Here is a 25,804-nt window from a genome sequence, read left to right as displayed (position 1 = left end):
CTTGGCGCCGTCGACGGAGAAGGCGATGTACTGCTTGGCCCGGTCGTCGAGCTTGTCGCCGTAGCGCTGCTCCAGCATCTGGGTGAAGCTGGCCACCTTCCGCAGCGGCTCCTGCAGGTCGTGGCTGGCCACGTAGGCGAACTGCTCCAGCTCGCCGTTGGAGCGGCGCAGCTCCGCCGCCTGGTCCTCCAGCTTGGCCTGTGCCTCGCTGGCCCGGCGCCACTCGGCGATGATGCGCCGGCGCATCGCGTCCACGTGGCCGGCGAGCTCGGCGAACTCGGCGGGGCGCTCGACCTTGAGCTCGTGCTCGAAGTCGCCCTGGGCGACCGCGCGGACCTGGCCGGCGAGCGCGGCCACCGGCCGCAGCACGGCGTACCGGACGATGAGCGTGAGCCCGGCCCCCACCAGGAGCAGGGTGGCGGCGATCCCGCCGAGGGCGGTGTAGAGGGCCTGCCACGCCTCCTCCAGCCGGCCGCCGGCGGCCGAGTGCAGCCGCCTCAGCTGGTTCTCCAGGGCCGTCAGGGCGGAGCGCACCTCGGCGTAGCGCTCGCTGCCGGTCCGCGCGCCGTTCAGGAGGACCGCCTCCGCCCCCTCGGACGGCACCGCCGCCGCGACGGCGTCGCCGTACTCGCTCCGCCAGGCCGCCGCGGAGGTCCTGACCGAGTCCAGCGCGGCACGCACGGCGTCCCGCTCGGGCATCCGGGGGAGCAGGCCGCCGATCGCGGTGAACACGGCGGCCTCCTTCTCCACCGCGGCCCGGTAGTCCTTGAGGTGTTGCGCCTCGCCGCTCCCGCCGTACGCCCGCACCGAACTCTCCTGCGCGCTCAGCGCCCCGGAGAGCTCCAGTACGCGCAGGGTCGCGGGATCGATGACGTCGACCACGGCGGACCTGGCCTCGCGAGCGTCGGCGATCGAGCCGGCCGTGGCCGCGGCGGCGAGGGCGAACATCAGGGTCGCCGCCACGCCGGCGAGCAGGAACCACCGTCCCACCGGAAGCCTGCCGACCCCGGACGCGGGGGCGGGCTGGGGGAGCGGGTGGATGCGGAGCCGGCCGCTCACCGTGAGGCGCCCCGCGAGATGAGCACGGCGGCCAGGTCGTCGTTGAGCGGGTCCTCGTTCAGCTCGATGACCCGCTCGATGAGCCAGTCGAGGTTGATCTCGCCGTGCTCGCGGACGAGCCGCTGCAGGCCCTCGGTGCCCAGCAGGTCGGGGCCGCCGCCCACCGTGGCCTCGATCAGGCCGTCGGTGTAGAGCAGGACGGACCACTCCTCGCCGAGCGGCACGTCGATGGGGGTCCAGTCCACGTCCTGGAAGATGCCCAGCGGAGGGCCGGAGGGAGTGCCCGGCACCACCTCGACGACGCCGTTGCGGAGCAGCAGCGGCGGGGGGTGCCCGACCACGTGCATCTGGGCGCGGTGCAGCCGCGGGTCCACGGCCATCGTGCAGAGCGTGGTGAAGATCTCGGCGGACTTGCGTTCGAGGCGGAGCACGGAGTCGAGCGTGCGCAGGATCTCGTTGCTGGTGTGGCCGGCCAGCACCAGCGTCCGCCAGGCGATCCGCAGCGCCACGCCCAGCGCGGCCTCGTCGGGGCCGTGACCGCAGACGTCGCCGACCACCACGTGCACGGAGCCGTCGGGACTCTGCACCGTGTCCCAGAAGTCCCCGGCGAGCAGCGCGCGCTGGCGGCCGGGCAGGTAGCGGGACTCGTGGTGCAGGAGGCCGGGTTCCAGCATGGGCACCGGGAGCAGGCCGCGCTCCAGGCGGGAGTTCTCCTTGGTCGTCAGTTCGGCCTCGACCAGCTTGAGGTGGGCAAGATCGGCGCGCTTGCGCTCCATCGCGTAGCGGACCGCCCGCACCAGGAGCCGGGCGTCGATGTCCTGCTTGACCAGGAAGTCCTGTGCTCCCGCGGAGACCGCCTCCACGCCCACGTGCGAGTCGTTGAGCCCGGTCAGCACGAGCACGGCCGCGTGGGGCGCCATCTCCAGCACCTGCTGCAGGGCGGTCAGGCCGTCGGCGTCGGGAAGCGAGAGGTCCACCAGGACGCACCTGACCTCGTCGGTCAGCCGAACCCTGCTCTCGGCCAGGCTGCGCACCCAGATGATCTTGGGTGGGTTCTCCGCCTCGCTGAGCAGCTCCTCCACGAGGAAGGCGTCGCCCGCGTCGTCCTCGATGAGGAGGAGCGTGAGCGTTTCGTTGGGAGGGGCGGTCACTACGCCTCTTCTTCGTGGTCTCGAGGGGACGGGTGTTCGACCCTATGCAGAATAGTGGGTCACCCCCTCTGAGGAGGGCATGTGATCGGTGCCGGCAGCCCGGCGGGCTCATCCGCGAGGACTCTCCCGTGCTCCGGGCAACAGTTCGACGCCTTCGGGGAGACTGCCGTCGTGGGAGGCCTCGGCGAGGAAGAACAGCAAGGTGGCCCGGAAGGCCTGGGCCGCGCGGGTGGGCTCGACGTCCTTGCGGTGGGCGATGGCGATCGTACGGCGCAGCCCGGGAGGGGCCAGCGGGGTGCCGGTGAGTCCGGGGCGGCCGTCCAGCACCATCGAGGGGACGAGCGCGATGCCCAGTCCCGCCTCCACGAACCGGAGCACGGCGTCCATCTCGCCGCCCTCCACGGCGAACCGCGGCTCGAACCCGGCCTGGCGGCACGCGCCGAGCGTGGCCTCCCGCAGGTCGTAGCCGCGCCGGAACATCACCATCGGCTGCCCGCGCAGCTCCTGGATGCGCAGGTACGGCCTTCGCGCGCGCGAGGCCGACGGGGAGACGACGACCAGGTCCTCCCGGAGGATCTCCTCGGTGACCAGGGCGGGGTCGTCGCTCTGCAGCGGCATGATGATCAGCGCCAGGTCGAGCTGGCCGCGGGCCAGGGTGCGGACCAGGTCGCGGGAGCCGCTCTCCTCCACGAGCAGCTCGATGCCGGGGTAGGCGCGGTGGAACCTGGCCAGGGCGTCGGCCAGCAGGCCCGCGTAGAGGGAGGGGGTGGCGCCCAGCCTGACCCGGCCCCGGCGCAGCCCGGCCAGCTCGCCGACCTCGCGCCGGGCGGTCTCGGCGTCGGCCAGCATGCGGCGGGCCAGCGGGAGCAGGGCCTCACCTGCGGGGGTGAGGGTGACGTTGCCCCGGGCGCGGCTGAAGAGCGGGGCACCGAGCTCGGCCTCCAGCGCCTTGATCTGCTTGCTCAGCGACGGCTGGGCGACGCGCATCCGCTCTGCGGCCTGGGTGAAGTGCCGTGCCTCGGCGACCGCCACGAAGTAGGCCAGTTGCTGGAGCTGCACGTTTCCCTAGCGTACGGACGCCGGGATCTCCGGCCCGAACCGCCCCCGAGCCGCGACGACTTGTCGTCGCCGTGGACCCGCGAGGGGGCGCCGGTGAACCGACCGAGGAACGCCCGCAGCGAGGGACGAGCGAGGACGTGACGAGGGCGGGAGCCGGTTACCAGCCCCCGAGCCGCGACGCGCAGCGTCGCCGTAAACACTGTGAGTTTTCTCGCACTCCCACCCCTGACGTCGTCGTGTAAGCCCCGTGTAAGCAGAATGAATAGCCACAGGCTATGGAAACCACGCCTGTCATGACTTGGACGGGACCAAAGTCCCTTTTCTAGCGTCGTGACTGTGACTGCCATGATTGAGCGCGGGACCTCCACCGCGCCGGTTAACCCCCCTGCGGGTACTCCCGCGAAGCCGGTGACGCCCAGGACGACGCCCAAGAGGAGCGGCGGGTTCCTGGCCTCCTCCAACGGGAGGAAGTCCGTGATGGCCGTCACGGGCGCCGTACTGGTCCTCTTCCTCGTCGGCCACATGGTCGGCAACCTCAAGGCCTTCATCGGTGCCGACTCGTTCAACGAGTACGCGAGCTTCCTGCGCACGATGGGCGCGCCGATCCTGACCTACCGGGTCGCGCTCACCATCGTGGAGGTCGTGCTCGGTGTCTGCATCGTCCTGCACATGTGGTCGGCGGTCTCGCTGGCCCGGAGGGCGGGCAAGGCGCGGCCGGTCAAGTACGCGGCCAAGCGCAAGTCCCAGGCGAACGGCTACGCCGTGCACACCATGCGCTACGGCGGCGTCATCATCCTGCTGTTCGTGATCTACCACCTGCTCGACCTGACGTTCGGCACGGTCAACCCGGCCGGCTGGGACGGCACGCCGTACGAGCGGCTGGTGGCGAGCTTCGCCCCCGAGCGCTGGTGGGTCACCCTCTTCTACGTGGTGGCCGTCATCATGGTCGGCCTGCACCTGCGCCACGGCCTGTGGAGTGCGTTCCAGACCCTCGGCCTGGCGAGCGGGCGCAGCTACCGCCCGCTGAAGGCCGCCGCCGCCGCGATCTCCGCAGTGCTGGTCCTCGGCTTCCTGACGGTCCCCGTCGCGGTCATGATCGGAGTCATCAAGTGAACGAGAAGTTCTACACCGAGGGCGAGCCGATCCGGGACACCAAGGCTCCCGAGGGCCCGATCGAGGACCGCTGGGAGAAGCGGAAGTTCGCCGCCAAGCTGGTCAACCCGGCCAACAAGCGCAAGCTCCACGTCATCGTGGTCGGCACCGGCCTGGCGGGCGGCTCGGCCGCCGCGACCCTCGGCGAGCTGGGCTACAACGTCACCTCGTTCTGCTACCAGGACTCGCCCCGGCGCGCGCACTCCATCGCCGCGCAGGGCGGCATCAACGCGGCCAAGAACTACCGCGGCGACGGCGACTCGATCTACCGGCTGTTCTACGACACCGTCAAGGGCGGCGACTTCCGCGCCCGTGAGTCGAACGTCTACCGCCTCGCCCAGGTCAGCGTGAACATCATCGACCAGGCCGTGGCCCAGGGCGTGCCGTTCGCCCGTGAGTACGGCGGCCTGCTCGACACCCGCTCCTTCGGCGGCGCCCAGGTCTCCCGGACCTTCTACGCCCGCGGCCAGACGGGCCAGCAGCTCCTGCTCGGCGCCTACCAGGCGCTGGAGCGGCAGATCGCGGCCGGGACCGTGAAGATGCACACCCGCCACGAGATGCTCGAACTGATCGTGAGCGACGGCCGGGCGCGGGGCGTCATCGTCCGCGACATGGTCACCGGCGAGATCGAGCGTCACACCGCCGACGCGGTCGTGCTGGCCACCGGCGGCTACGGCAACGTGTTCTTCCTGTCCACCAACGCCAAGGGCTGCAACACCACGGCGATCTGGCGGGCCCACCGGCGCGGCGCGATGTTCGCCAATCCCTGCTACACGCAGATCCACCCGACCTGTATCCCGGTCAGCGGCGACTACCAGTCCAAGCTGACCCTGATGTCGGAGTCGCTGCGCAACGACGGCCGCGTCTGGGTCCCGGTCAAGGCCGGCGACAGCCGCCCCGCCGCGGAGATCCCGGAGGACGAGCGCGACTACTACCTGGAGCGCATCTACCCGGCCTTCGGCAACCTGGTCCCGCGTGACATCGCCTCCCGCGCCGCCAAGAACGTCTGCGACGAGGGCCGCGGCGTCGGCCCCGGCGGCCTGGGCGTCTACCTCGACTTCGCCGACGCGATCAGGCGCCTCGGCCGGGACGCGGTGGAGAAGAAGTACGGCAACCTCTTCGAGATGTACGAGCGCATCACCGGCGAGGACCCCTACACCCAGCCGATGCGCATCTACCCGGCCGTGCACTACACGATGGGCGGCCTGTGGGTGGACTACGACCTGCAGTCCACGATCCCCGGCCTGTTCGTGGTCGGCGAGGCGAACTTCTCCGACCACGGCGCCAACCGCCTCGGCGCGTCCGCGCTGATGCAGGGCCTGGCCGACGGCTACTTCGTGCTGCCGACCACGATCGGCGACTACCTCGCCAACGGTCCCTACGGGGAGGTTGACGAGGAGGCCGTGGCCGAGGCCGAGACCGCGGTCCGCACCAAGATCGAGAAGCTGCTCTCGGTCAACGGCACCCGCACCGCCGACTCCTACCACCGCGAGCTGGGCCGGCTCATGTGGGACTACTGCGGCATGGAGCGCACCGAGGAGTCGCTGCGCAAGGCCCTGGAGCGGATCCCCGAGCTCCGCGAGGAGTTCTGGCAGAACGTGAAGGTGTCCGGCCAGGCCGAGGAGCTCAACCAGGCGCTGGAGCGGGCCGGGCGGGTCGCGGACTTCTTCGACCTGGCCGAGCTGATGTGCGTCGACGCCCTGCACCGCACCGAGTCGTGCGGCGGCCACTTCCGTGCCGAGTCGCAGGACGCCGACGGCGAGGCCCTGCGCGACGACGAGAACTTCGCCTACGTCGCGGCCTGGGAGTACGGCGAGCAGGGGCCGATCCTGCACAAGGAAGCGCTCGACTACGAGTACGTCAAGATGAGCCAGCGGAGCTACAAGTGAGCGAGCGAGCCATGGGTATGAACCTCACCCTCAAGGTCTGGCGCCAGAACGGCTCCGAGGACAAGGGCCGTATGGTCACCTACCGGGTCGAGGACGTGTCCCCGGACATGTCCTTCCTGGAGATGCTGGACGTGCTCAACGAGCGGCTCATCCTGGAGGGCGACGACCCCGTCGCCTTCGACCACGACTGCCGCGAGGGCATCTGCGGCATGTGCGGCATGGTCATCAACGGCGTCGCCCACGGCGAGCAGGTGGCCACCACCACCTGCCAGCTGCACATGCGGCACTTCGAGGACAACGCGGTCATCACCATCGAGCCGTGGCGTGCCGCGCCGTTCCCGGTGGTGAAGGACCTGGTCGTGGACCGCTCGGCGTTCGACCGGATCATCCAGGCAGGCGGCTTCATCTCCGTCCCGGCCGGTTCGGCCCCCGACGCGCACAGCGTCCCGGTGAAGAAGGTCGACGCCGACGCGGCGTTCGACGCGGCGACCTGCATCGGCTGCGGCGCCTGCGTCGCAGCCTGCCCCAACGGCTCGGCCTCCCTCTTCACCGCTGCCAAGATCACTCACCTGTCCCTGCTCCCCCAGGGCCAGCCCGAGCGCGCCTCCCGCGCCAAGGCCATGGTCGAGCAGATGGACGCCGAGGGCTTCGGCGGCTGCACCAACACCGGCGAGTGCACCGCGGTCTGCCCCAAGGGCATCCCGCTGGACACCATCGCCCAGATGAACCGCGACTACCTCAAGGCGTCGAAGTGACCCAGAGGCCGTAAGGTCGTCTCTCCGGGGCGCAGTCCCGGCACCGGCGCGGGCCGTACCTTCGTGGGGAGGTACGGCCCGCGCTCCGCTTTCCACCGTGTCCGCCCGGCGGCGGGGTGGGGGAGACCCCGCCGGTGCGCACGACCGCCGGGCGGCGGGCCGGGGCCGCGGCGCCCCGCCGGATACGATCCTGTCCGTGATCGACCCCGCAGTCCGCCGGAGCATGGTCCAGATGCTGCTGGACGCCGACGCCGCGACGGACCCCGCCGAGCTCGCCCGCGAGGTCATGCGCGTGCTGCTGTACGTCGGTTCCGAGACTCCGTGCAACCTCAACTGCGCGGAGAACCTGGACTACGGCCCGGTGCCGGCCGCCTCCCACCGGCCTGCCGTGTCGGGCCTGAAGGTCAAGGGCACCGACCTGCTCGTCTCCGAGGTGGCCCACGCGATCGAGGATCTTCCCCTGCCGTCCGCCCTGGCGCGGGAGTTCCCCGAGCTGACCGCCGAGCGGTGGGACGCGGTCACCCGCATGATCACCATGTTGCTGAGAGCACTGGAACGCGAGCACGGGCACACCGGCGCCGGATGACCGCGACGCCGGGCGGGAGGTTGTGTCCGGCGGGCTGGAGTCGGGCAGGCGATGCGGTGGGAGAGCCGCCCGATGGTGAACGGTCCGGTGCGGTCGGCCACGAGACGATCCTCGACCCTCCAGTCGATGGAGGGCCGAACCGTTTTTCGCCCCGCCGGGTCAGGAGAGCTCGGCGACGATCTCCTGGCGGAGGGCGGTGAAGTCGATGCCCGCGTCGGCGAGGACGCGGGCGCCGAGGCCCTCGCCTTCGCGCAGGACGCCGAGCAGGACGTGGCCGTCGGCGATGCAGCGGTGCTTGAGGTGGATGGCCTCGCGCAGCGAGAGCTCCAGGGTCTTCTTCGCCCGGGGGGTGAAGCGGACGTGACGGCCGCCGAACACGCGGCCCCGGCGGTTCCGGTGTGCCGGGCGGTCCAGGGCGCCGGGGCCGAAGGCCGCCTCGACCTTCTCCCTGATCGCGGCCAGGTCGATGCCGATCGCCTCCAGGGCGTCGGCGTCGAGGGTCTCGCCCGGCCTGGGCGGGAGCGCGTCGACGACCGCCTGATAGGCCCGCAGATGGTCGACGCCGTGTCTGCCCAGCACCCGGGCCGAGACGGTCTGCGGCTGGTCGAGCAGGCCGAGCAGGATGTGCTCGGTGCCGACGTGGTCGTGGTGCAGCCTGCGGGCGTTCTCCTGGGCGAGGACGACGGCCTGCCGGGCGTCTTGATGGAACCGTTCGAACATGGTTACTTCTCCCTCCTCAGGAGCCCCCGGCCCCCGGCGTACTTCTTGTGCACCGCCTGGCGGCTGACCTCCAGGAAGACGGCGATCTCCTGCCAGGACCAGCCCTGCTCCCGCGCGTTCTCCACCTGCAGCGCCTCCAGCCGGTCCACCAGGAGCCGCAGAGCCCGTACGGCCCGCAGGCCGACGGCGGGGTCGCGGCTGCCGGCGTCGGAGGCCAGTTGTGCCGTGTCACTCATAGATGTCAATTTAGGTTGACATCCCCTTGGTGTCAACCCTCGTTGACGAGGCTGGGCGCCGAGCACCGCCGATGACATCTGGTATCAACTCTCATTGACATCCCGCCGGAAAATGGTTTGCTGACCAGCCCGTACTTTTGCCAGCCTGGAACGGCTATGCGCTCCTTACCTGCCGCCGATCCCGGCATCCCCGACGCCCGCTCGCCGCTGCGCTACCTGCTCTGGGTCGCCCGCTGCCAGGCGGGCTCCCTGGCCGTCGGCATCGGCTACGCCATCGTGTGGTGGATCGCGATGGCGCTGGTGCCCATCGCAGTGGGCGCGGGCATCGACGCCGTCAGGACAAAGGACGCCCCGGCACTGCTGACCTGCGGTGCGGTGGTGCTGGCCCTGGGCGCCGTGCAGGCGGTCACGGGCACCCTGCGGCACCGGATGGCTGTCTTCAACTGGCTGAGCGCCGCCTACCGGACCGTCCAGGTCACCGCCAGGCAGGCGACCCGGCTGGGGGCGACGCTGCCCAAACGCGTGTCCACCGGCGAGGTGGTCAGCGTCGGCAACTCCGACATCGCCCACATCGGCAACGCGCTGGACATCCTGCTCCGCGCCGTCGGCTCGCTGTTCGCCGTCGTCACGGTGACCGTCATCCTGATCAGGACCTCCCCGCCGCTGGGCCTGATGGTGCTGGTCGGCGTGCCGGTCATGACGGTCGCCGTCGCTCCGCTGCTGCGCCCGCTCCACCGGCGCCAGCGTGCCCACCGCGAGCTGCAGGGCGAGCTGTCCACCCGGGCCGCCGACATCGTCGCCGGTCTGCGCGTGCTGCGCGGCGTCGGCGGCGAGCAGGTCTTCGCCGGCCGCTACGCCGCCGAGTCGCAGAAGGTGCGGCACGCGGGGGTGCGCGTGGCCGCGACCGAGTCGGTGCTGGAGGGCGCGCAGATCCTGCTCCCCGGCGTGCTGATCGCCGGGGTGACCTGGCTGGGCGCGACCTTCGCGCTCCAGGAGCGGATCTCCCCCGGCGAGCTCGTCGCCTTCTACGGCTCCGCCGTCTTCCTGATCGCCCCGATGCGGACCCTCACCGAGGCGGCCGACAAGCTGGCCAAGGGCCACGTCGCCGCCGGCCGGGTGGTCCGGATCCTGAGCCTGGAACCCGAGGTGACCGGCGGCTCCGACCGCTCCGGCGCCACTCACCCCGGGGGCCTGCTGCGCGACGTGGCCTCCGGAGTCGCGGTCCGCCCCGGTGTCTTCACCGCCCTGGCGGCGGCCACCCCCGAGGAGGCCATCGCCGTCGCCGACCGGCTCGGCCGCTACGCCGACGGCGACGTGGACTTCGGCGACGTGCCGCTGGACACGCTGCCGCTGGCCGAGGTCCGCCGCCGGATCCTGGTGGCGGACAACGGCGCCGCGCTGTTCGCCGGGCGGCTCAGGGACGAGCTGGACGTCACCGGGCAGGCCTCGGACGACGACCTCGCCGCCGCGCTGCACGCCGCGTGCGCCGAGGACATCGTCGAGGCGCTGCCGGACGGCCTGGACGGCCGGGTCGCCGAGGCGGGCCGGGAGTTCTCCGGCGGCCAGCAGCAGCGGCTCCGGCTCGCCCGCGCCCTGACGGCCGACCCGGAGGTGCTCATCCTGGTCGAGCCCACCAGCGCCGTCGACGCGCACAGCGAGGCCCGCATCGCCGACCGGCTGGCCGAGGCCCGGGCGGGCAGGGCCACTCTGATCTGCACGACCAGCCCGCTGGTGCTCGACCGCGCCGACCACGTGATCTACATCGAGGAAGGCGTCGTGCGGGCCCAGGGCACCCACCGGGAGCTGCTGGCCACCGCGCCCGCCTACACCGCCGCCGTCACCCGAGGGGAGGACTGAGCCGGATGAGCAGGGAGATCCTGCCGGTCGCCGACCAGGCACAGGTCCGGGCCTACGCCCGGCGGCTCACGCTGAAGTACCCGCGGGAGCTGACGGCGGCGCTGGCCCTGCACGGGCTGGCCGCCGTCGCCGGTCTGGCGGTGCCGTGGCTGCTGGGCGGGCTCGTCGAGGACATCGAGGCCGGCGCCGGGGTCGACCCCACCGCCGTCGCCCTGGCCGTCGCGGGCTTCCTGGCCGTCCAGGCCGTGCTGGTGAGATACGCGGTCCTGACCTCCTCCAGGCTCGGCGAGAAGGTTCTCGCCGAGCTGCGTGAGGACTTCGTCGGCCGGGTGCTCGGCCTGCCGCTCTCCACGGTCGAGCGCGCCGGGTCGGGCGACCTGATCAGCCGGACCTCGCGGGACGTGGACTCGCTCTCGCGCACCGTGCGGCACGCCGTCCCCGAGACGCTGATCGCGGTGGTCACCATCGCGATCAGCGTCGGCGCGCTGCTGCTGGCCGGGCCGCTGCTGATGCTGCCCGCGCTCTCCTCCGTCCCGCTGCTGTGGATCACCACCAGGTGGTACCTCAAGCGGGCCAGGGACGGCTACCTCCGCGAGAGCGCCGCCTACGCCGACATGACCGACGGGCTGGCCGAGACGGTCAACGGCGCCCGCGCGGTCGAGGCGCTGGGCCTGCAGGAGCGCCGCCACCGGCGCACCGACGACGACATCGCCCGCTCCTGGGCGGCCGAGCGCTACACCCTCGGCCTGCGCACGGTCTGGTTCCCGGCGGTGGACTTCAGCTTCGTCCTCCCCGTCGCCGTGGCGCTGGTGGTCGGCGGTCTGTTCTACATCGAGGGCCGGGTCTCGCTGAACCAGGTCGTGATGGCCACGCTCTACGTGCAGCAGCTCGCCGACCCGGTCGACCGGCTGCTCATGTGGATCGACGAGCTCCAGGTCGGCGGGGCCTCGATGGCCCGGTTGCTGGGCGTCGCCGAGGTGCCCGACGACCGCGAGCCGGGCTCGGGCGTCCCGGACGGGGAGGAGCTCCGGGCCGGCGGCGTGCGTTACGCCTACCGCGAGGGCCACGACGTGCTGCACGGCATCGACCTGACGGTCCGGCCGGGGGAGCGGCTGGCGATGGTCGGCCCGTCCGGCGCGGGCAAGTCCACGCTGGGCCGTCTGCTGGCCGGCGTCCACGGTCCCCGCGAGGGCTCCGTCACGGTCGGCGGCACCCCGCTGGTCGAGCTTCCCCTGGACGACCTGCGCGGCCACGTCGCCCTGGTGACCCAGGAGCACCATGTGTTCCGGGGCACGCTCCGCGACAACGTGCTGATCGCCCGCCCGGACGCCGATGACGCCCGGGTCAGGGAGTGCCTGGAGGCGGTGGACGCCTGGGAGTGGGTCGAGGCGCTGCCCGACGGCCTGGACACCGCCGTCGGGTCGGGAGGCGAGACGATCTCCCCGGCCCAGGCGCAGCAGCTCGCGCTCGCCCGCCTGGTCCTGGCCGACCCGCACACCCTGGTCCTCGACGAGGCGACCTCGCTGATCGATCCCCGGGCAGCCCGCGACCTGGAGCGCTCCCTGGCGGCGGTCCTCGACGGCCGGACCGTGATCGCCATCGCGCACCGCCTCTACACGGCGCACGACGCCGACCGGGTCGCGGTGGTCGAGGACGGCCGGATCAGCGAGCTCGGCTCCCACGACGAGCTCGTCGCCGCCGGCGGTTCCTACGCCGCGCTGTGGAGCAGCTGGCACGGCACTCCGGTGGGGCACGGAGCGACCCGGTAGGACACGGCGCGAGTGTGCTGGGATCGAAGTCTCGTCAGAGGTCCACTTCGTCTGCGCCCTCGGTTTTGCCGTCTTCCCGGCCGCGGCCGTTGAAGACCCCGGCGTGCCCATCGGCCTCGGACGTCCATCCGATCAGGCGGCTCCTCGGCGGATGCCGCCTGATCGGCCGGGCGGGCGGTCTTCAGCCGATCCCGAGGGACTTCTTGAGGAAGTCGACCTGGAGCAGGAGCAGGTTCTCGGCCACGACCTCCTGCGGGGTCATGTGGGTCACGCCGGACAGCGGGAGCACGCTGTGCGGGCGGCCGGCCGCCAGCAGCGCGGACGACAGCCGCAGCGTGTGCGCGGCGACCACGTTGTCGTCGGCCATGCCGTGGACCAGCAGCAGCGGGCGCTCGAGCTTCTCGGCGTCGGCGAACAGCGACGAGCCGTCGTAGTGGCCCTCGTCCGGGTGGCCGAGGTAGCGCTCGGTGTAGCAGGTGTCGTAGAGGCGCCAGTCGGTCACCGGGGCCCCGGCCACGGCCGCGTGGAACACGTCGGGACGGCGCATCACGGCCAGGGCCGCCAGGTAGCCGCCGAAGGACCAGCCGCGGATCGCGACCCGCGACAGGTCGAGGTCGGGGTGCTCGGCGGCGGCTCCGTGCAGGGCGTCGACCTGGTCGTCGAGGACCGGGCCGGCCAGGTCGTGCAGGATCGCCCGCTCGAAGGCGGGGCCGCGGCCCGGGGTTCCCCGGCCGTCGGCCACGACCACGGCGAAGCCCTGGTCGGCGAACCACTGGCTGGTCAGGAAGGCTCTCGAGGCGGCCAGGACGCGCTGGGCGTGCGGCCCGCCGTACGGGTCCATGAGGACCGGCAGCTTCGCCGAGCCCGGCTCGTGGCCGGAGGGCAGGAGCACCGCGGTGGACAGGGCGCGCTCGCCCGCGCGGATCAGGGAGACCCGCAGGTCCAGGCCGGGGCGCTCGGCGTGCGAGGTGATGTGGCCGCGCGCCTTGTTGTGGTGGAGGACGCGGGTCACCGGGCCCTCGCTGCCGAGCGTCTGGCCGGTGATGACGAGGGTGCCGCCCGCGGTGCGGCCGCTGTAGACGCCGCTCTCGGAAGGGCTGACCAGGGTGATGCCACCGTCGCGGTAGGCCCACAGGGCGATCTCGGCGGGATCGCCGCCGCTGGCCCGGAAGAGCACGGTGTCGCCCTCGACGTCGAGGACCTCGCGGACCTGGAGGGTGGGCGGGGTGGCCGGCGCGTCGCCGATGACCAGCCGTCGGCCGCCCTCCGCGTCGGCGACCCAGACGAGGGCGCCGTCGGACAGGTGCCGGGGCACGCCGGTGACGATCTCCACCCAGGCGGGATCGGTGTCCCGGCGGACGAGGGTGGTCGCCCCGGTCGCGGGGTCGACCTTCAGCAGGCTCATCGACCGCTGGTCGCGCGAGAGGGTGACGATCGCCAGGCCGTGGGCGTCCCAGTGGGCGTTGACGAGGTATTCGTCGGTGAAGGGGACGGGGACGCGTGAGCCGTCCAGGCCGAGGACGAAGAGTTCGACCGCGGCGTTCGGCGTGCCCGCGGCGGGGTAGCGCTGCTCGACGGCGGGCCGGTCCGGGTTGGCCGGGTCGGCGACGAACCACGTGCACACCGGGGCGACGTCGGCCCGCTCGACCAGCACGGCGTCGCCGGAGGGGGCCCACCAGTAGCCCCGCATGCGGTCCATCTCCTCGGCCGCGACGAACTCCGCCAGGCCGTACGTCACCTCGGGCGCCTCCGGGCGGGCCAGCGCGCGGTCCGCCCCGTCGTCGAGGTCCTGGACGTGGAACGCGCCGCCGGTCACGTAACCGACGCGGGCGCCGTCGGGAGAGAGACGCGGGTCGATCACCGGGCCCGGCGTGGCGAGGCGGCGCACCCCGCCGGTCCTCAGCTCCGCCACGTAGAGGCCGCCGGCCAGAGTGAACGCAGCCGTGGTCACCGCGGTGTCGGTGCTGTAGGCGACGACGCCGCCGGCCTGCTCCCGGCTGCGCTCGCGGCGCGCGCGCTCCTCGGGCGGAAGGTCGTCCTCGTCCACGGCCAGCGTGCGGGGGTCGACGACCAGCCGCTCCTCGCCGCTCGCGACGTCGAACTCCCACAGGCAGGTGATCGGGTCGGAGCCGCCCTTCGTCCGCAGGAAGACGACCCGGGACCCGTCGGGCGCGATCGCGAAGGCGCGCGGGACTCCGAGGGTGAAACGGCGGGTCCTGGCGTGCAGACGAGGGAAGCTCTCACTCATGCGGTCCATCCTGCCAGCTCCGGCGCGCATTCCAGGCGGTCCTCGGGCACCGGGACGGTCCCGCGGGAGGGGGCCGGACGGGAGGGATCGGGGTGGGCGGCGCCCGCCGCGCAGCCCCCTCCCCGCTCCTCCCGGTACGGCCGTCGTGTCCGGGCCCGGCTACCCTCGGATGCATGAATGACCGGCGCCTGCTGCTCGTGCACGCCCATCCCGACGACGAGACGATCGGAACCGGGGCCACCATGGCCAGGTACGCCGCCGAGGGCGCCCGCGTCACCCTCGTCACCTGCACGCGGGGCGAGGAAGGGGAGGTCATCCCGCCGGATCTCGCCCACCTGGCCGCCGACCGCGACGACTCCCTGGGCGAGTACCGCGTCGGCGAGCTCGCCGCGGCCTGCAAGGCCCTCGGCGTCACCGACCACCGCTTCCTGGGCGGCCCCGGCCGCTGGCGCGACTCCGGGATGATGGGCGCGGCCTCCAACCACCGGGCCGACGCCTTCTGGCAGGCGGACCTCGACGAGGCGGCCGGGGAGCTGGTCGCAGTGATCCGCGAGGTCCGCCCCCAGGTCCTCGTCACCTACGACGAGAACGGCTTCTACGGTCACCCCGACCACATCCAGGCCCACCGCGTCTCCCGGCGGGCCCTCGAGCTGGCCGCCGACCCCGCCTTCGGCACGGGCGAGCCGTGGCGGGTCGCCAAGTTCTACCTCACCGCGACGACCAGGTCGTCGATGCGCCGGGCGGCCGAGGCCATGCGCGAGGCGGGTACCGGGTTCCTGGTCGAGGACGTCGACGACCTGCCGTACGGCTGCGCGGACCGCGACGTCACCACCGAGGTGGACGCCCGCGCGTACGTCGGCGCCAAGCTCGACGCGATGCGCGCGCACGCCACCCAGATCAGCGTGGACGCGCCCTGGTTCGCCCTGTCCAACGACATCGGCCAGGAGGCGTCCGGGGTCGAGCACTTCATCCTGCGCGCCGGCGTGCCCGGTCCCGCGGGGCCGGGAGCGCCGGTCGACGCGGGCGGCATCGGCGAGCCGTACGACCGTGAGAACGATCTCTTCGCGGGCATCGGATAGCCTCGGTGGTCATGACGGAGCAGGTCCCCGGAGTGGAGCGGCCTTCGGCGGCGCTCACCGCGGTGACGTACGCCGTGCTCGCCGTCCCCGGCCTCGTCTCGGGTGTGCTGGGCGGTTTCCACCATTCGTGGTATCTCCGGCCCGTCCCGGTCTCGGCCATCGGGTGGATCGCGCTGCTCTTCGGGCTCTGCTACGGCGCGGGTCGGATGCTGCGCGGCAAGCCGGCCGCCCTGGCGCCCGCGGTCGGCTGGATCCTGGTCACGATGCTCTGGCTCTCCCAGCGCCCGGAGGGCGACCTCATCGTCGCCGACGACCTGTCCGGCTACGTCTACCTCTACGGGGGCATGCTCGCCGTCATGGCAGGAGTCCTGCTCGCCCCCTCGAAGGGCGGCGGGTCATGGCTGCTCGCCCAGCATTCGTACGGCCGTGCCCCGGTCCGTCCGGACCCGTCCTGATTACCTAAAGTGGTCTCCGTGCAGACAGAGCATCGAGCCGACCGGGACGCCTACCGCAGGGCCGTGGGGCGCTTCGCGACCGGCATCGCCATCGTCACCACCCGCCGCGACGGCGCCGACTACGCGATGACCGTCAACTCCTTCGCCTCGGTCTCCCTCGACCCGCTGCTCGCGCTGTTCTGCGTGGAGAAGGTCGCCCGCTTCCACGGCGCCGTGCTCGAGGCGGGGGTGTGGGGCGTGTCGGTCCTGCGCGACACCGCCGAGGACGCCTCCCGCTTCTTCGCCCACCGGGGCCGCCCGCTGGAGGGCCAGCTCGCCGGTCACCCGCACCACCACGGCGAGCTGGGCGTCGCGCTGTTCGACGACGCCCTGGCCACCGTCGAGTGCCGCACCACCGCGGTCCACGACGGCGGCGATCACTCCATCGTGGTCGGAGAGGTGGTCGCGGTGGCGACCCCGGCCGACGGCTCACCCCTGCTCTACCACGAGGGCCGCTACCGCAGGTTGCCCGGATAACGCACAATCACCGGTATGCGGCGGTGGCATCGGATGCGGCGGGTCCTCAACTACGCGAACCTCTCCACACCGCTGGGCCTGCTGGTGGCCCGCCTCGGCCGCGCGCGCCTGGCGCCCGGCCCCGACGGCCTCGTGCTGGGGTACGGCTACCGCCTCCCCTTCCCGATCGCCGGGGCCTTCACCATCGGCAACGTGGTCCTCACCAAGCACGGGGAGGGCTTCCTCACCGGCCGCCTGCTCCGCCACGAGGACCGGCACGCCTCGCAGTACGCGGCCTGCGCCGGCCTGCCGATGCTCCCGCTCTACGCCGTCGCGGTGGTCGTCTCGGTGCTGGTCTGCGGAAACCCTGCCTCGTGGAACGTCTTCGAGCGGCTGGCCGACCTGGAGGACGGCAACTACCTCCGCACGCCGCCCTGGTGGGCCCGGACCGGACCCGGCGGCCGGACGGGCCCGCCGCCGGGGTGACGGCCGCCTACGGGGCCGGAGCCTGGACCGGGGCCGCGCCCGGCAGGAGCGTGAGCGTGTTCGCCGCCGCCTTCCTGACCGACTCCTCGCGGGAGAGCATGGGCGTGGTCTGCCCGCTCGCCCACAGCGGCGCCTGGTCGGCGTAGTTGTCGTGGAAGGCGTGGCCGGAGGCGCCGGTCAGGTTGACCCACCGGGACCGGTCGGGATCGGCCAGGTCGACGACCATCCGCATGGAGGGCAGCCAGCCCACCGCGTAGTCCTCCTGGACGTCCCAGCCGGCCGCGTTGACCGCGTCGTCGTTGCCGCTCACCGGGAAGGGGCCCCGGTTGAACAGCCACTCGACCGGGCCGATCCCCGAGGTGCCCAGTGACTGGTGGGTCAGCGTCAGGGAGTGCAGGTCGCCCCAGCGCCATGCCGCCACGTCCGGTCCGAGGCGGGCGCTCAGCTCGTCGTAGGCCAGGGCCAGGGCCCGGCGCAGCATGTCGTCCCTGGTCTCCGCGCGGCCGGCCGTCCCGGCGTCGTCCCAGAACGGGTCGGCCTCCCGATCCAGCATGACGCGGACCACCTCGAACCAGCGGTCGCCGCCGCCAGGCCGGGCGCCCTCGGGCAGGTCGTCGTTGAACGTCTCGATCAACAGGTGCCGCCAGACGGCGTTGAAGTACATCGCCGGGGCCGACTCCAGGCCCTGGGAGCCGTCCCAGCCGCGCAGCAGCTCACGGGCGTCCTTCGCGGGTCCGGCCAGGTCGAGCTCCATCAGCCGGGGCACCAGGAACCCGGCGAAGCCGTTGCGGCTGTCCTGCTGCAGCCCGCTCATGGCCTCGACGTCGACCTTTCCGCCGTCCTTCAGCGCATCCCGCAGCAGGTCCAGGATGCGTTGGGAGCGGTAGCCGTACGCCCAGTCCCTGGTGAGCAGGTGCGGGTAGCGCTCGGGATCGGCGACCGCGTTGTTCGCGGTCACGATGTAGCCCTCCGGCGGATTGTAGAGGCTGGGCAGCTCGTCGAAGGGGATCGTGCCCTGCCAGGCGTACTCGCCGCTCCAGCCGGGGACCGGCCAGGTGCCGTCGCCCTTGGCCCTGACCGGGATCCTGCCGGGGGCCTGGTAGCCGATGTTGCCGTCGACGTCGGCGTAGACCAGGTTCTGCGAGGGCACGTCGAAGCTGGCGGCGGCCGTGCGGAACTCCTGCCAGTTCTGCGCGGCGTCGAGAGCGAAGATCGCGTCGGCGCTCCGGCCCGGCTCCAGCGCGGTCCACTTGAGCGCGACCGCGTCGGCCGCCTCCTCCGGGATGTTTCCGGTGGCGTCCCCCGAGAGGTCTTCCGCGGTCTCGATCGCGCCGGGCAGCGCCTTCCGCACGCCCTCCATGACGTCGGAGATGATCGGCCCGTGCATGGTGTCCCGGACCCGCAGCCGGACCGGCCCGCCTCCGGCCACCTCGATCGTCTCGGTCCGTACGGCCAGCGGCTTCCACTGGCCCATCAGCAGGTAGGAGTCGTCCTTGACCTTCTCCATGTACAGGTCGGCGACGTCGGGACCGAGATTGGTGAAGCCCCACGCGATCCTGTCGTTGCGCCCGATGACCACACCGGGCACGCCGGAGAAGGTGAACCCGGTGACGTCGAACGGGCACGCGGCGCTCTTCTTGCGGCAGTGCAGCCCGGCCTGGTACCAGACCGAGGGCAGGGCGGCCGACAGGTGCGGATCGTTGGCCAGCAGCGGTTTGCCCGAGACGGTGTGCTCGCCGCTCACCACCCAGGAGTTGGAGCCGATGCCGCTGCCGCCCGCGGGGTCGCCCATCAGGCTCGGCACCGCCCGCACGGCCGCCGCGGCCCGGGCCAGAGCCCCGGCGGCGGGCGGGGCGTCCGGCTGCCGGGTGACGCTGCTCCTCGGTTCCCCGTCCTGGTCGAACCGCCCCCTGGCGACCGAGCCCCGGGTCACGATCGGCTGGTGCTCGGCGAACGGGTAGCCGGGCCAGAGCTGCTCGACCCGCCCGCGCGGCAGCCGCGTCGCCGCGAGCGCCCGGCCGATCTCGTCGCTCATGTTGGAGCGCAGGTCCCAGGCCATCGCCTTGAGCCAGGCCAGGGAGTCGACCGGAGTCCAGGGCTCGGGCTCGTAGCCGGAGTTGGTGAGCTGCATGACCGCGTACTCCAGGCTCCTGGCGGCGGCACCCCGATTCCGGTCCATCCAGGAGTTCACGCCCTTGGCGTAGGCGTCGAGGTAGTGCCGGGTCTTCTCGGCCAGCAGCGGCAGTTCTTCCTCGGCCACCCTCCGCCAGCCCATGGTCCGGATGACCTTGTCCTCGGTGAGCGTCGCCGCGCCGAACATCTCGGAGAGCCGCCCGGCGGTCACATGCCGGCGGAAGTCCATCTCGAAGAACCTGTCCTGCGCGTGCACGTATCCCTGGGCGAGGAACAGGTCCTCCGGAGAATCCGCATAGATATGAGGAATCCCTGTTTTGTCGCGATACACAGTGACTTTTCCGACCAGGCCGTCCACCTTGAGCTCACCCGCGAGCTGCGGGAACGACGCGCGCACGTTCCACACGACCACCCCGCCGAGGGCCAGCCCGAGCACCACGAGAACGGTGAGCACCCGCGCGAGCCAGGTCAGCGGCCGGGGCATCCAGGCATACGGCCGGAACCTCACAAAGACCTCCTCCATGACATGTCCCAGCAAGTTTGGCAGCCCCCCGGCATGCGGGCACCCTCTCCTCGTCGGACAGAATGCGGCGCATGGACTTCACGACCGCCGATCTGATCGACGCCCACGGTGACATCCTGGCCAGTTGCGTGACGCAGTTCCGCTCGTACGGCCTGCGTCCCCGCTTCTCGGGAGCCATCGCCACCGTCCGCTGCCTGGAGGACAACGCCCTGGTCAAGCAGGTCCTGGCCACCCCCGGCGAGGGCCGGGTCCTGGTCGTGGACGGGGGAGGCTCACTGCGCACCGCGCTGATGGGCGACCTGATCGCCGCCTCCGCCGTCGCCGCCGGCTGGTCCGGCGTCGTGATCAACGGCGCCGTCCGCGACACGGCCGCCTTCGCCACGCTGGACCTGGGCATCAAGGCCCTCGGCTCGAACCCCCGCAAGAGCGCCAAGGACGGCGCCGGCGAGTCCGACGTCCCGGTCACCTTCGGCGAGGTCGTCTTCACGCCGGGAGCCTGGCTCTACAGCGACGAGGACGGCATCGTCGCCAGCCCCCACGCCCTCTGAGCCGCGCCGCCTCGTGATCGGGGAGTGCGGCCCCGCCCAGCGAGGCTCGTCTCTTCCCCGATCAAGGAGGGCCCTCGGAAGAGCGGAGGAAGGGAGAGAGGGCCAGCCCGGCGGCGGCGAACGCGAACCCGCCCGCCACGGCGAAGGCGGTGGACGGGCCGAACGCCTCCGCGAGAGCCCCGGACAGGTTCCGGACACGTTTCCGGCCCCGCCGGGGTCGCCCAGGCGGGGCCGGAAACCGTTGCCTCGATCAGGGCGAGGTCCGGTCAGGTCCCTTGCCCTGCACTGCCCTGCTCCTTCCCGCAGGAGGCCTGCGGGAAGGGGCACTCAGGCGGTGCCGGAGGTGCGGTAGTCGCGCACCAGGTCGTGCAGGCGGGTGGCCAGGGAGGCCATGTCGGTGCAAGCCTGCTGGGTGGTCGCAGCGGCATTACGGGCCTGATCGGCGGTGTACTGCGCGTTGACGGTGGCGGTGGCGATCTGCTGGGAGCCGCTGGCGGCCTGGGAAAGGCTGCGGCCGATCTCGCCGGTGGTGGCGGTCTGCTCCTCCACCGCGGCGGCGATGGTCGTCTGCGACTCGTTGATGCGCCCGATGATCGCGCTGATCTCACCGATGGACTCGATGACGGCGGCGGTGTCGGCCTGGATGGCGTCCATGCGGGCGCTGATGTCGCCGGTGGCCTTGGCGGTCTCCTGGGCCAGGTCCTTGACCTCGGAGGCGACGACGGCGAAGCCCTTGCCGGCGTCGCCGGCGCGGGCGGCCTCGATGGTGGCGTTGAGCGCCAGCAGGTTGGTCTGCTCGGCGATCGTGGTGATCAGTTTGACCACGCTGCCGATCGCGGCGGAGCTGTCTTCCAGCCGGGCGACGGTGGCGCGGGTGGTCTCGGCCATCGTGACGGCGGAGTTGGCCACCTCGACCGCGCCGGTGGCGCCGCGGGAGATCTCCTCGATCGAGGCGGTCATCTGCTGCACACCGGCCGAGACCGATCCGACGCTTTCGGACACCCCGGCGGCCACCTGCGACACCGAAGAGGTGTGCGTGGAGGTCTGGCCACTGGAGTCGACCAGCTGGGCGCTGAGCACGGCGAGCTGGTCGGCTGAGGAGTTCATCTGATCGGCGTTGGCGCGCACCGCGGTGACCAGATCCCGGACCTGCCCGAACTGCGTGTTGAACCCTTCGGCCAGCTCGCGCAGCTCCGCGATGCCGTCCGGCTGCAGGGCGAAGTCCAGATCGTGCGAGTGGCGTGCACGCAGCGCGGCCACGTAGTTGCCGATGGTACGGGTGACCGTACGGTGCAGTACCAGCAGCACCAGTGCCATGGCCACCGGGATGCACACCGCCAGCACCAGCATGAAGTTGATGGAGCGCTGGGTGGAGGCACGCGCGTCGCTCACCTGACCGGCCGCGCCATCGGTCAGCTCCTGCTGGAACTGCGCGACCGGATCCATGATCAGAGCCTTGTCGCGGGCGTACTGGTCGTCGAACATGATCTCGGCGGCCTTGGTCATCTTGGCGCGTGCGTCCAGCGCCGCATCGGCGGCATCCAGCTGGTAGTCGGCCACCGGGCCGGGCATCTGGGCCTGCGGGACGTCGGTGGCCTCCAGCACCAGCCGCATCGAGCGGGTCTCGGTGCCCACCAGCGCGTCGGAGTTCTTCTTGGCGGTGGCCAGCAGGTCGAACAGCTGTGCGGGGATGCCCAGCTGCTGCAGCCTGGTGATCACCTTGTCGCGGGTACGAGTCTGGTCGATCTCGTCCCAATAGGCCTCCAGGTGACGGTTGTCACCGGTGACGGCATACATGCGGGCCTCGTTGGTCAGCAAGTCCGAGGCGTTGCCCAGCCGCATCGCCAGTTCCCGCAGCTCGATCTGCCGATCCCGCGCCTGCTGCTCGCTTTCGATGGTGGACTTGCCGCTGACGGCGGCCCATCCCAGCAGTGCCGACAGCACCGCGAAACACACTGCCGCCGCCGTCATCACCGCTGTCAGTTTCAGCTTGCGCGAACGCCTATCACCCATGAGAGCCTCCTTAGACTTCTAAAACGGTGGGTGCATGGAGCTCATCGACAACGATCCGTCGGATGTGAGCTGAACCTGCATCCCCGCAGGAAGCCTCAGAGGTGCCGCACCCGCGGCACGGGCTGAATCCCCGGCCTTCGGACCGGGGAGCGCGTCAAAGCATCGTCTCCCGGACCACCGAGTGCGGGGCGAAGCCGTTGCGCTCGAAGAAGCGGCCCGCCCCCTCGTTGCCCGCATAGGCGGTCACCCCGGCGTACTGCGCGCCGTGGCCGCGGGCCCAGGCCCTGAACTCCTCCACCAGGCGGGCGCCGATCTTCCGGCCGCGGTAGTGCGGCTGGACGTACATGCTGCCGAGCGTGGCCACCATGACCGGGCGCATCGGGGTGGGGCCGGACAGCGAGCCGGTCAGATGGCCGACGATCCGGCCGCCGTCGTCGGCGACCAGCACCAGGCGGTCGGGGTCCTCCATCGCGCCGGCGAACGTGGCCGCGCCGTACTCCTTCGGCCAGTTCACGTTCAGCGCCGGGTCGCGGGTCCCCGCGTCCTCGGCGAACAGCGCCGAACTGCAGGCCACCACACCGTCAAGATCCCGCGTCTCCGCGAGCCGTACCGCGACACCGATCTCAGTCATGATCGCGACGCTATCCGGCGGCACCGACATTCCGGGCGGACCGGGCGTCGCGCGGAGCGGCGGGGGCTCAGCCTCTGCCGATCTCCGCGGGCAGGTCCAGGGCGAGGATCTGGTCGAGGTGGAGGAAGGCCTCGAAGCGGGAGCCGGGGGCGATCGTCTCGTCCCTCTCCAGCTCGTCCATGAGGCGAAGGGCCTGCGGGGTGCCGAGGTCGTCGGTGAGGGCGTCCTCGATCCGGGCGACCCGGTCGGCGGGCATCGGGGCGCTCGGCGCCTCCGACCACGTCGCGACCCGGGAACGCCAGAACCGCAGGGTCCCGTCGGCGGAGCGCAGGGCGTCCCAGGTGAGGTCCGCCTCCCGGCGGTAGTGGTGCCCCAGCAGCGCCAGCCGTACGGCCAGCGGATCGAGACCGGCCGCCGCCACCTCCCCGAGCCGTACGGCGTCTCCGGGCTCGTCCCGCCCCGCGGGGAGTTCCCGGCCCTCGAAGAGCAGGCGCCCGCCGCGGACCCATCGGACCGTGCCGTCCCGCGCACCCGCTTCGAGGGCGATCGCGTCGGTGGGGGTCAGGTGGTCCCGGCCGTTCCCGTCCGTGGCGGCGAGGCCGGCCACCACGTCCGCCGCCTGGTCCGCGCCGAGCGGGTAGTCCGTCGGCCGGACGTTCAGCGCCACGGAGTCGGACAGGAAGGCCTCCTCGTGGGACGGGCCGGGCGCGTCCCCGACGGCCGGCGGCGGGCCGGCGACGGCCACGCGGCAGGCCAGGACCCGCAACCGGTACCGCTCGGCGGTCCGCCGGATCAGGTCGGCCAGCAGCCAGGAGCGGAGGTCTCCCAGGTGGGCCGGGCGATGGACGGGCGGGCCGAAGGCGTACAACCGCAGGGAACGCGCGCCCTCGGGCACGATCGGCTCGGCCTGGCGGCTGTGCGTGTCATGGAGCCGGAGCATGGATCGAGACTAGCCCGGCGACCCGTCCCGTGGCCTGATTCGCCCGCGCTCGCGTCCCGCCCCGTGCCCGTCACGCGGTGGACGCAGGGCGGGATGCAGGGCGGGACACGGGGCGGGACGGGCACGGGGTCCGGGTCAGGCGACGCCCTCCAGGAAGGTGAGGATGTCGCGGTCGCCGCGCTCGCGCAGGCGGGCCAGGACCTCCTCCCGGGTGGCGCCGTCGGGCAGGCCGATGCGGGCTCCGATCAGGCGCAGGCCCTCCGCCTCCGAGGCCACCGGGGCGGTGTAGCCGATCAGGTGCAGAGCCCGGTTCAGCGCGGGGATGCCGGGCATCGCCGCGGGAAGGTAGCGGGTGAGCAGCTCACCGCCGTCGGAGACCGTCAGGAAGACGTGGTCGCCCTCGGAGGCGTTGGAGGCGACCAGGACCGGGCGGATGGAGCCCATGGTCGGCTGGTTGTGCCAGCTGATCACCACGTCGCCCGAGGGGGTCGAGGCGGTGAGCTGGCCTCCCGGGGCCATGCCGAGGTGCGCGGCGAAACCGGTGGGCAGCGGGGAGCCGGAGCCGCGCAGGTGCTCGGCGTTGACGTCCACCCGATGCCACCAGCGGCCGTCCCGGCTGCGAAAGCAGCGCCGGGTCGCCGAGACGTCCCGGCGCGGCTGGTAGTCGGCCTGCTCGGTCCCGGCCACCCGGATCCACCCGCGCTGGGTGCGCTCGAAGCCGGGCCCGCCCGCGTAGGCGCGCACCGAGCTCTCGCTCACGTCGTAGCGGCCGGTCAGGTTGGCGACGATCGTGTTGACCGAGGCCTCGCCCCCGGCCCGCTCGATCTCCCGGACGATCATCTCGCGGATGCCCAGGTACTGCTCCCCGCCCCAGCGGGTCAGACCGTACTTGTTGCGGTCCAGGCGCAGGAACCGGTCGTCGGCGGTGAGCTGGTTGCGGATGCCGACCAGGCTGTAGTCCTCTCCGATGCGCTCCTGGATCTCCTCGGGCGTCAGCGCGTTCCCGGCCACCGCGAGCACGGCCTCGGCCTTGTCGTTGACACTGCGGGGCCAGGGCACCACGTGGTCCTCCAGCACCCGCAGCTGGGGCACCGAGACCAGCCAGCGCTCGGCCACGTCCTCGCGGATGCCGAGCTGGCTGACCAGCGTGACGGCCTCCGCCAGGGGGCGCGGCCCGTCGGTGAAAAGCTGCCGGGTCTTCTCCCGCAGCTCGTCGGCCCCGCCCGCGACCAGCCACCCGTCCACCTGGTCGTAGCCGGTCAGCAGGGTCCGCACGAACCGCCAGGCCGGGATGGACAGCGTGGCCAGGTCGGTACGGTGCCACGGCACCGCGGCGGCCAGGTCGTCGGCCGGTACGGCGGAGCCGAGCCGGCCGCGCAGCCACGACACGTGGGCCGCCAGCGGAGCCGCCTCCGGGCTCGCCAGCCAGGCCTCGACGTGGTCGCGCAGGTCGCGTTCGATCTGCCGGATGCGTTCCCGCGTCACCGAGAACCGCTGGGCCAGCTCGTCCAGGGTCACCCGCTGCGAGGCGTAGAGCCGGTCCCTGGCGATCGCCCGCTGGCGGTCGTCCAGGGAGGAGAAGACCTCGTCGATCAGCTCGGGCAACGGCCGGTCGGGCCGGGAGGAGCGGGCCGGGGCGACGCTGTCCTCGCTGACGGGTTCGAGCAGCCGTTCCAGGACCCCGGTGAAGAGCTTGTGCACCGCCTCGCGGCCGAGCGCCTCGGGGGTCTGCGCGCTCGCGGCCGGATCGGCGAACCTGAGCAGGGGCAGGACGTCGCCGAGCACCAGATGTCCCCAGCACGCCAGGGCCAGGTCGGCGAGCCGCCCGGCGACCTCGGAGGTCCCGATGGTGGAGCAGGCCCGCTCCAGCGGAATTGCCTGCCACCACGCCTCGGGAAGACGGGTGTCGGTTGCGATCGGCGCTACCTGGCCGGGAGAGGTCCAGCGCAGGGGTGGCGCGATGTCGCTCAGGCTGAGGTTCATTGGGGTCCAACCGGCAAAGGGGAATGTATCCGCAGTT

At 72.3% G+C, this 25,804-nt stretch carries 22 protein-coding genes; 11 read left to right on the top strand and 11 right to left on the bottom strand.

From position 1 onward, the window contains the following. From HS041_RS37940 to HS041_RS37930, 3 genes are all read right to left on the bottom strand, one after another. A partial coding sequence (locus HS041_RS37940) for a HAMP domain-containing protein (protein WP_196445751.1) occupies window positions 1-1,059 on the bottom strand: 1,059 nt, incomplete at its 3' end. Continuing rightward, window positions 1,056-2,210 (bottom strand): PP2C family protein-serine/threonine phosphatase, encoded by a 1,155-nt coding sequence (locus HS041_RS40345; protein ID WP_196445750.1) that lies wholly within the window; start codon window positions 2,208-2,210, stop codon window positions 1,056-1,058. The genes HS041_RS37940 and HS041_RS40345, both read right to left, overlap by 4 nt. A 108-nt stretch (window positions 2,211-2,318) precedes the next feature. Then, window positions 2,319-3,269, bottom strand: a complete 951-nt coding sequence (locus HS041_RS37930) for a LysR family transcriptional regulator (RefSeq protein WP_196445749.1) — start codon at window positions 3,267-3,269, stop codon at window positions 2,319-2,321. A 345-nt stretch (window positions 3,270-3,614) separates the two neighbouring features. Between HS041_RS37930 and HS041_RS37925 the strand changes: the two genes are divergently transcribed. The 4 genes from HS041_RS37925 (at window position 3,615) to HS041_RS37910 (ending at window position 7,651) form a co-directional block, all read left to right on the top strand. After that, window positions 3,615-4,382 carry a succinate dehydrogenase cytochrome b subunit gene (locus HS041_RS37925; RefSeq protein WP_196445766.1) on the top strand — a complete coding sequence of 256 codons (768 nt, stop codon included), beginning with the start codon at window positions 3,615-3,617 and terminating at the stop codon, window positions 4,380-4,382. Continuing rightward, on the top strand, window positions 4,379-6,310 hold the full coding sequence (locus tag HS041_RS37920; RefSeq protein WP_196445748.1) for a fumarate reductase/succinate dehydrogenase flavoprotein subunit: 1,932 nt from the start codon (window positions 4,379-4,381) through the stop codon (window positions 6,308-6,310). The genes HS041_RS37925 and HS041_RS37920 overlap by 4 nt, the downstream gene beginning before the upstream one ends. Before the next feature lie 17 nt (window positions 6,311-6,327). Then, window positions 6,328-7,065, top strand: coding sequence for a succinate dehydrogenase/fumarate reductase iron-sulfur subunit (locus tag HS041_RS37915; RefSeq protein WP_196445765.1), 738 nt, complete (start codon window positions 6,328-6,330; stop codon window positions 7,063-7,065). 196 nt (window positions 7,066-7,261) lie between these two features. Continuing rightward, the gene (locus HS041_RS37910; protein WP_196445747.1) at window positions 7,262-7,651 is read left to right on the top strand and encodes a hypothetical protein; all 390 of its coding nucleotides are present in this window, start codon (window positions 7,262-7,264) and stop codon (window positions 7,649-7,651) included. A gap of 159 nt (window positions 7,652-7,810) precedes the next feature. On the opposite strand, the gene HS041_RS37905 is transcribed toward HS041_RS37910, so the two are convergent. Both HS041_RS37905 and HS041_RS37900 read right to left on the bottom strand, forming a co-directional pair. Next, entirely contained in the window at window positions 7,811-8,371 is a 561-nt protein-coding gene (locus tag HS041_RS37905) for a Clp protease N-terminal domain-containing protein (RefSeq protein ID WP_196445746.1), read from the bottom strand. A gap of 2 nt (window positions 8,372-8,373) precedes the next feature. Further along, window positions 8,374-8,607: an RNA polymerase subunit sigma-70 gene (locus HS041_RS37900; RefSeq protein ID WP_196445745.1), complete on the bottom strand. Its 234-nt coding sequence runs from the start codon at window positions 8,605-8,607 to the stop codon at window positions 8,374-8,376. Window positions 8,608-8,763: 156 nt separating this feature from the next. Here HS041_RS37900 and HS041_RS37895 point away from each other — a divergent pair, with 156 nt between their 5' ends. Beyond that, entirely contained in the window at window positions 8,764-10,464 is a 1,701-nt protein-coding gene (locus tag HS041_RS37895; protein ID WP_196445744.1) for an ABC transporter transmembrane domain-containing protein, read from the top strand. Between the two features lie 5 nt (window positions 10,465-10,469). Further along, window positions 10,470-12,233 (top strand): ABC transporter ATP-binding protein, encoded by a 1,764-nt coding sequence (locus HS041_RS37890; protein ID WP_196445743.1) that lies wholly within the window; start codon window positions 10,470-10,472, stop codon window positions 12,231-12,233. A gap of 181 nt (window positions 12,234-12,414) precedes the next feature. On the opposite strand, the gene HS041_RS37885 is transcribed toward HS041_RS37890, so the two are convergent. Continuing rightward, window positions 12,415-14,481, bottom strand: a complete 2,067-nt coding sequence (locus tag HS041_RS37885) for a S9 family peptidase (RefSeq protein WP_196445742.1) — start codon at window positions 14,479-14,481, stop codon at window positions 12,415-12,417. Between the two features lie 173 nt (window positions 14,482-14,654). On the opposite strand from HS041_RS37885, the gene mshB reads away from it, so the two are divergent. Genes mshB through HS041_RS37865 form a run of 4 tightly spaced genes read left to right on the top strand, consistent with a single transcriptional unit; the run spans window position 14,655 to window position 16,996 of the window. After that, on the top strand, window positions 14,655-15,560 hold the full coding sequence (gene mshB, locus HS041_RS37880) for an N-acetyl-1-D-myo-inositol-2-amino-2-deoxy-alpha-D-glucopyranoside deacetylase (RefSeq protein WP_196445741.1): 906 nt from the start codon (window positions 14,655-14,657) through the stop codon (window positions 15,558-15,560). Window positions 15,561-15,571: 11 nt separating this feature from the next. Then, window positions 15,572-16,015, top strand: a complete 444-nt coding sequence (locus HS041_RS37875; RefSeq protein ID WP_196445740.1) for a DUF6113 family protein — start codon at window positions 15,572-15,574, stop codon at window positions 16,013-16,015. A gap of 18 nt (window positions 16,016-16,033) precedes the next feature. After that, window positions 16,034-16,531, top strand: a complete 498-nt coding sequence (locus tag HS041_RS37870) for a flavin reductase family protein (protein ID WP_307845648.1) — start codon at window positions 16,034-16,036, stop codon at window positions 16,529-16,531. A 15-nt stretch (window positions 16,532-16,546) separates the two neighbouring features. Then, window positions 16,547-16,996: a hypothetical protein gene (locus HS041_RS37865; RefSeq protein ID WP_196445738.1), complete on the top strand. Its 450-nt coding sequence runs from the start codon at window positions 16,547-16,549 to the stop codon at window positions 16,994-16,996. A 7-nt stretch (window positions 16,997-17,003) separates the two neighbouring features. On the opposite strand, the gene HS041_RS37860 is transcribed toward HS041_RS37865, so the two are convergent. Continuing rightward, window positions 17,004-19,613 (bottom strand): penicillin acylase family protein, encoded by a 2,610-nt coding sequence (locus tag HS041_RS37860; RefSeq protein WP_196445764.1) that lies wholly within the window; start codon window positions 19,611-19,613, stop codon window positions 17,004-17,006. A 110-nt stretch (window positions 19,614-19,723) separates the two neighbouring features. On the opposite strand from HS041_RS37860, the gene rraA reads away from it, so the two are divergent. Then, window positions 19,724-20,200, top strand: coding sequence for a ribonuclease E activity regulator RraA (rraA, locus tag HS041_RS37855; RefSeq protein WP_196445737.1), 477 nt, complete (start codon window positions 19,724-19,726; stop codon window positions 20,198-20,200). A 327-nt stretch (window positions 20,201-20,527) separates the two neighbouring features. On the opposite strand, the gene HS041_RS37850 is transcribed toward rraA, so the two are convergent. The 4 genes from HS041_RS37850 to HS041_RS37835 form a co-directional block, all read right to left on the bottom strand. Next, window positions 20,528-22,213 carry a methyl-accepting chemotaxis protein gene (locus HS041_RS37850; protein ID WP_196445736.1) on the bottom strand — a complete coding sequence of 562 codons (1,686 nt, stop codon included), beginning with the start codon at window positions 22,211-22,213 and terminating at the stop codon, window positions 20,528-20,530. Window positions 22,214-22,367: 154 nt separating this feature from the next. Next, entirely contained in the window at window positions 22,368-22,844 is a 477-nt protein-coding gene (locus HS041_RS37845; protein WP_230880409.1) for a GNAT family N-acetyltransferase, read from the bottom strand. A 67-nt stretch (window positions 22,845-22,911) separates the two neighbouring features. Beyond that, window positions 22,912-23,784, bottom strand: coding sequence for a cysteine--tRNA ligase (locus HS041_RS37840; RefSeq protein WP_196445735.1), 873 nt, complete (start codon window positions 23,782-23,784; stop codon window positions 22,912-22,914). A 135-nt stretch (window positions 23,785-23,919) separates the two neighbouring features. Beyond that, on the bottom strand, window positions 23,920-25,767 hold the full coding sequence (locus HS041_RS37835; protein WP_196445734.1) for a sigma factor-like helix-turn-helix DNA-binding protein: 1,848 nt from the start codon (window positions 25,765-25,767) through the stop codon (window positions 23,920-23,922). Window positions 25,768-25,804 lie beyond the last annotated feature (37 nt).

The sequence above is a fragment of the Planomonospora sp. ID67723 genome (genome assembly GCF_015711605.1).
Classification (GTDB): Bacteria; Actinomycetota; Actinomycetes; order Streptosporangiales; family Streptosporangiaceae; genus Planomonospora_A.
The sequence above is the reverse complement of the archived record's forward strand: the minus strand, read 5'-3'. Positions and strand labels throughout refer to the sequence as shown.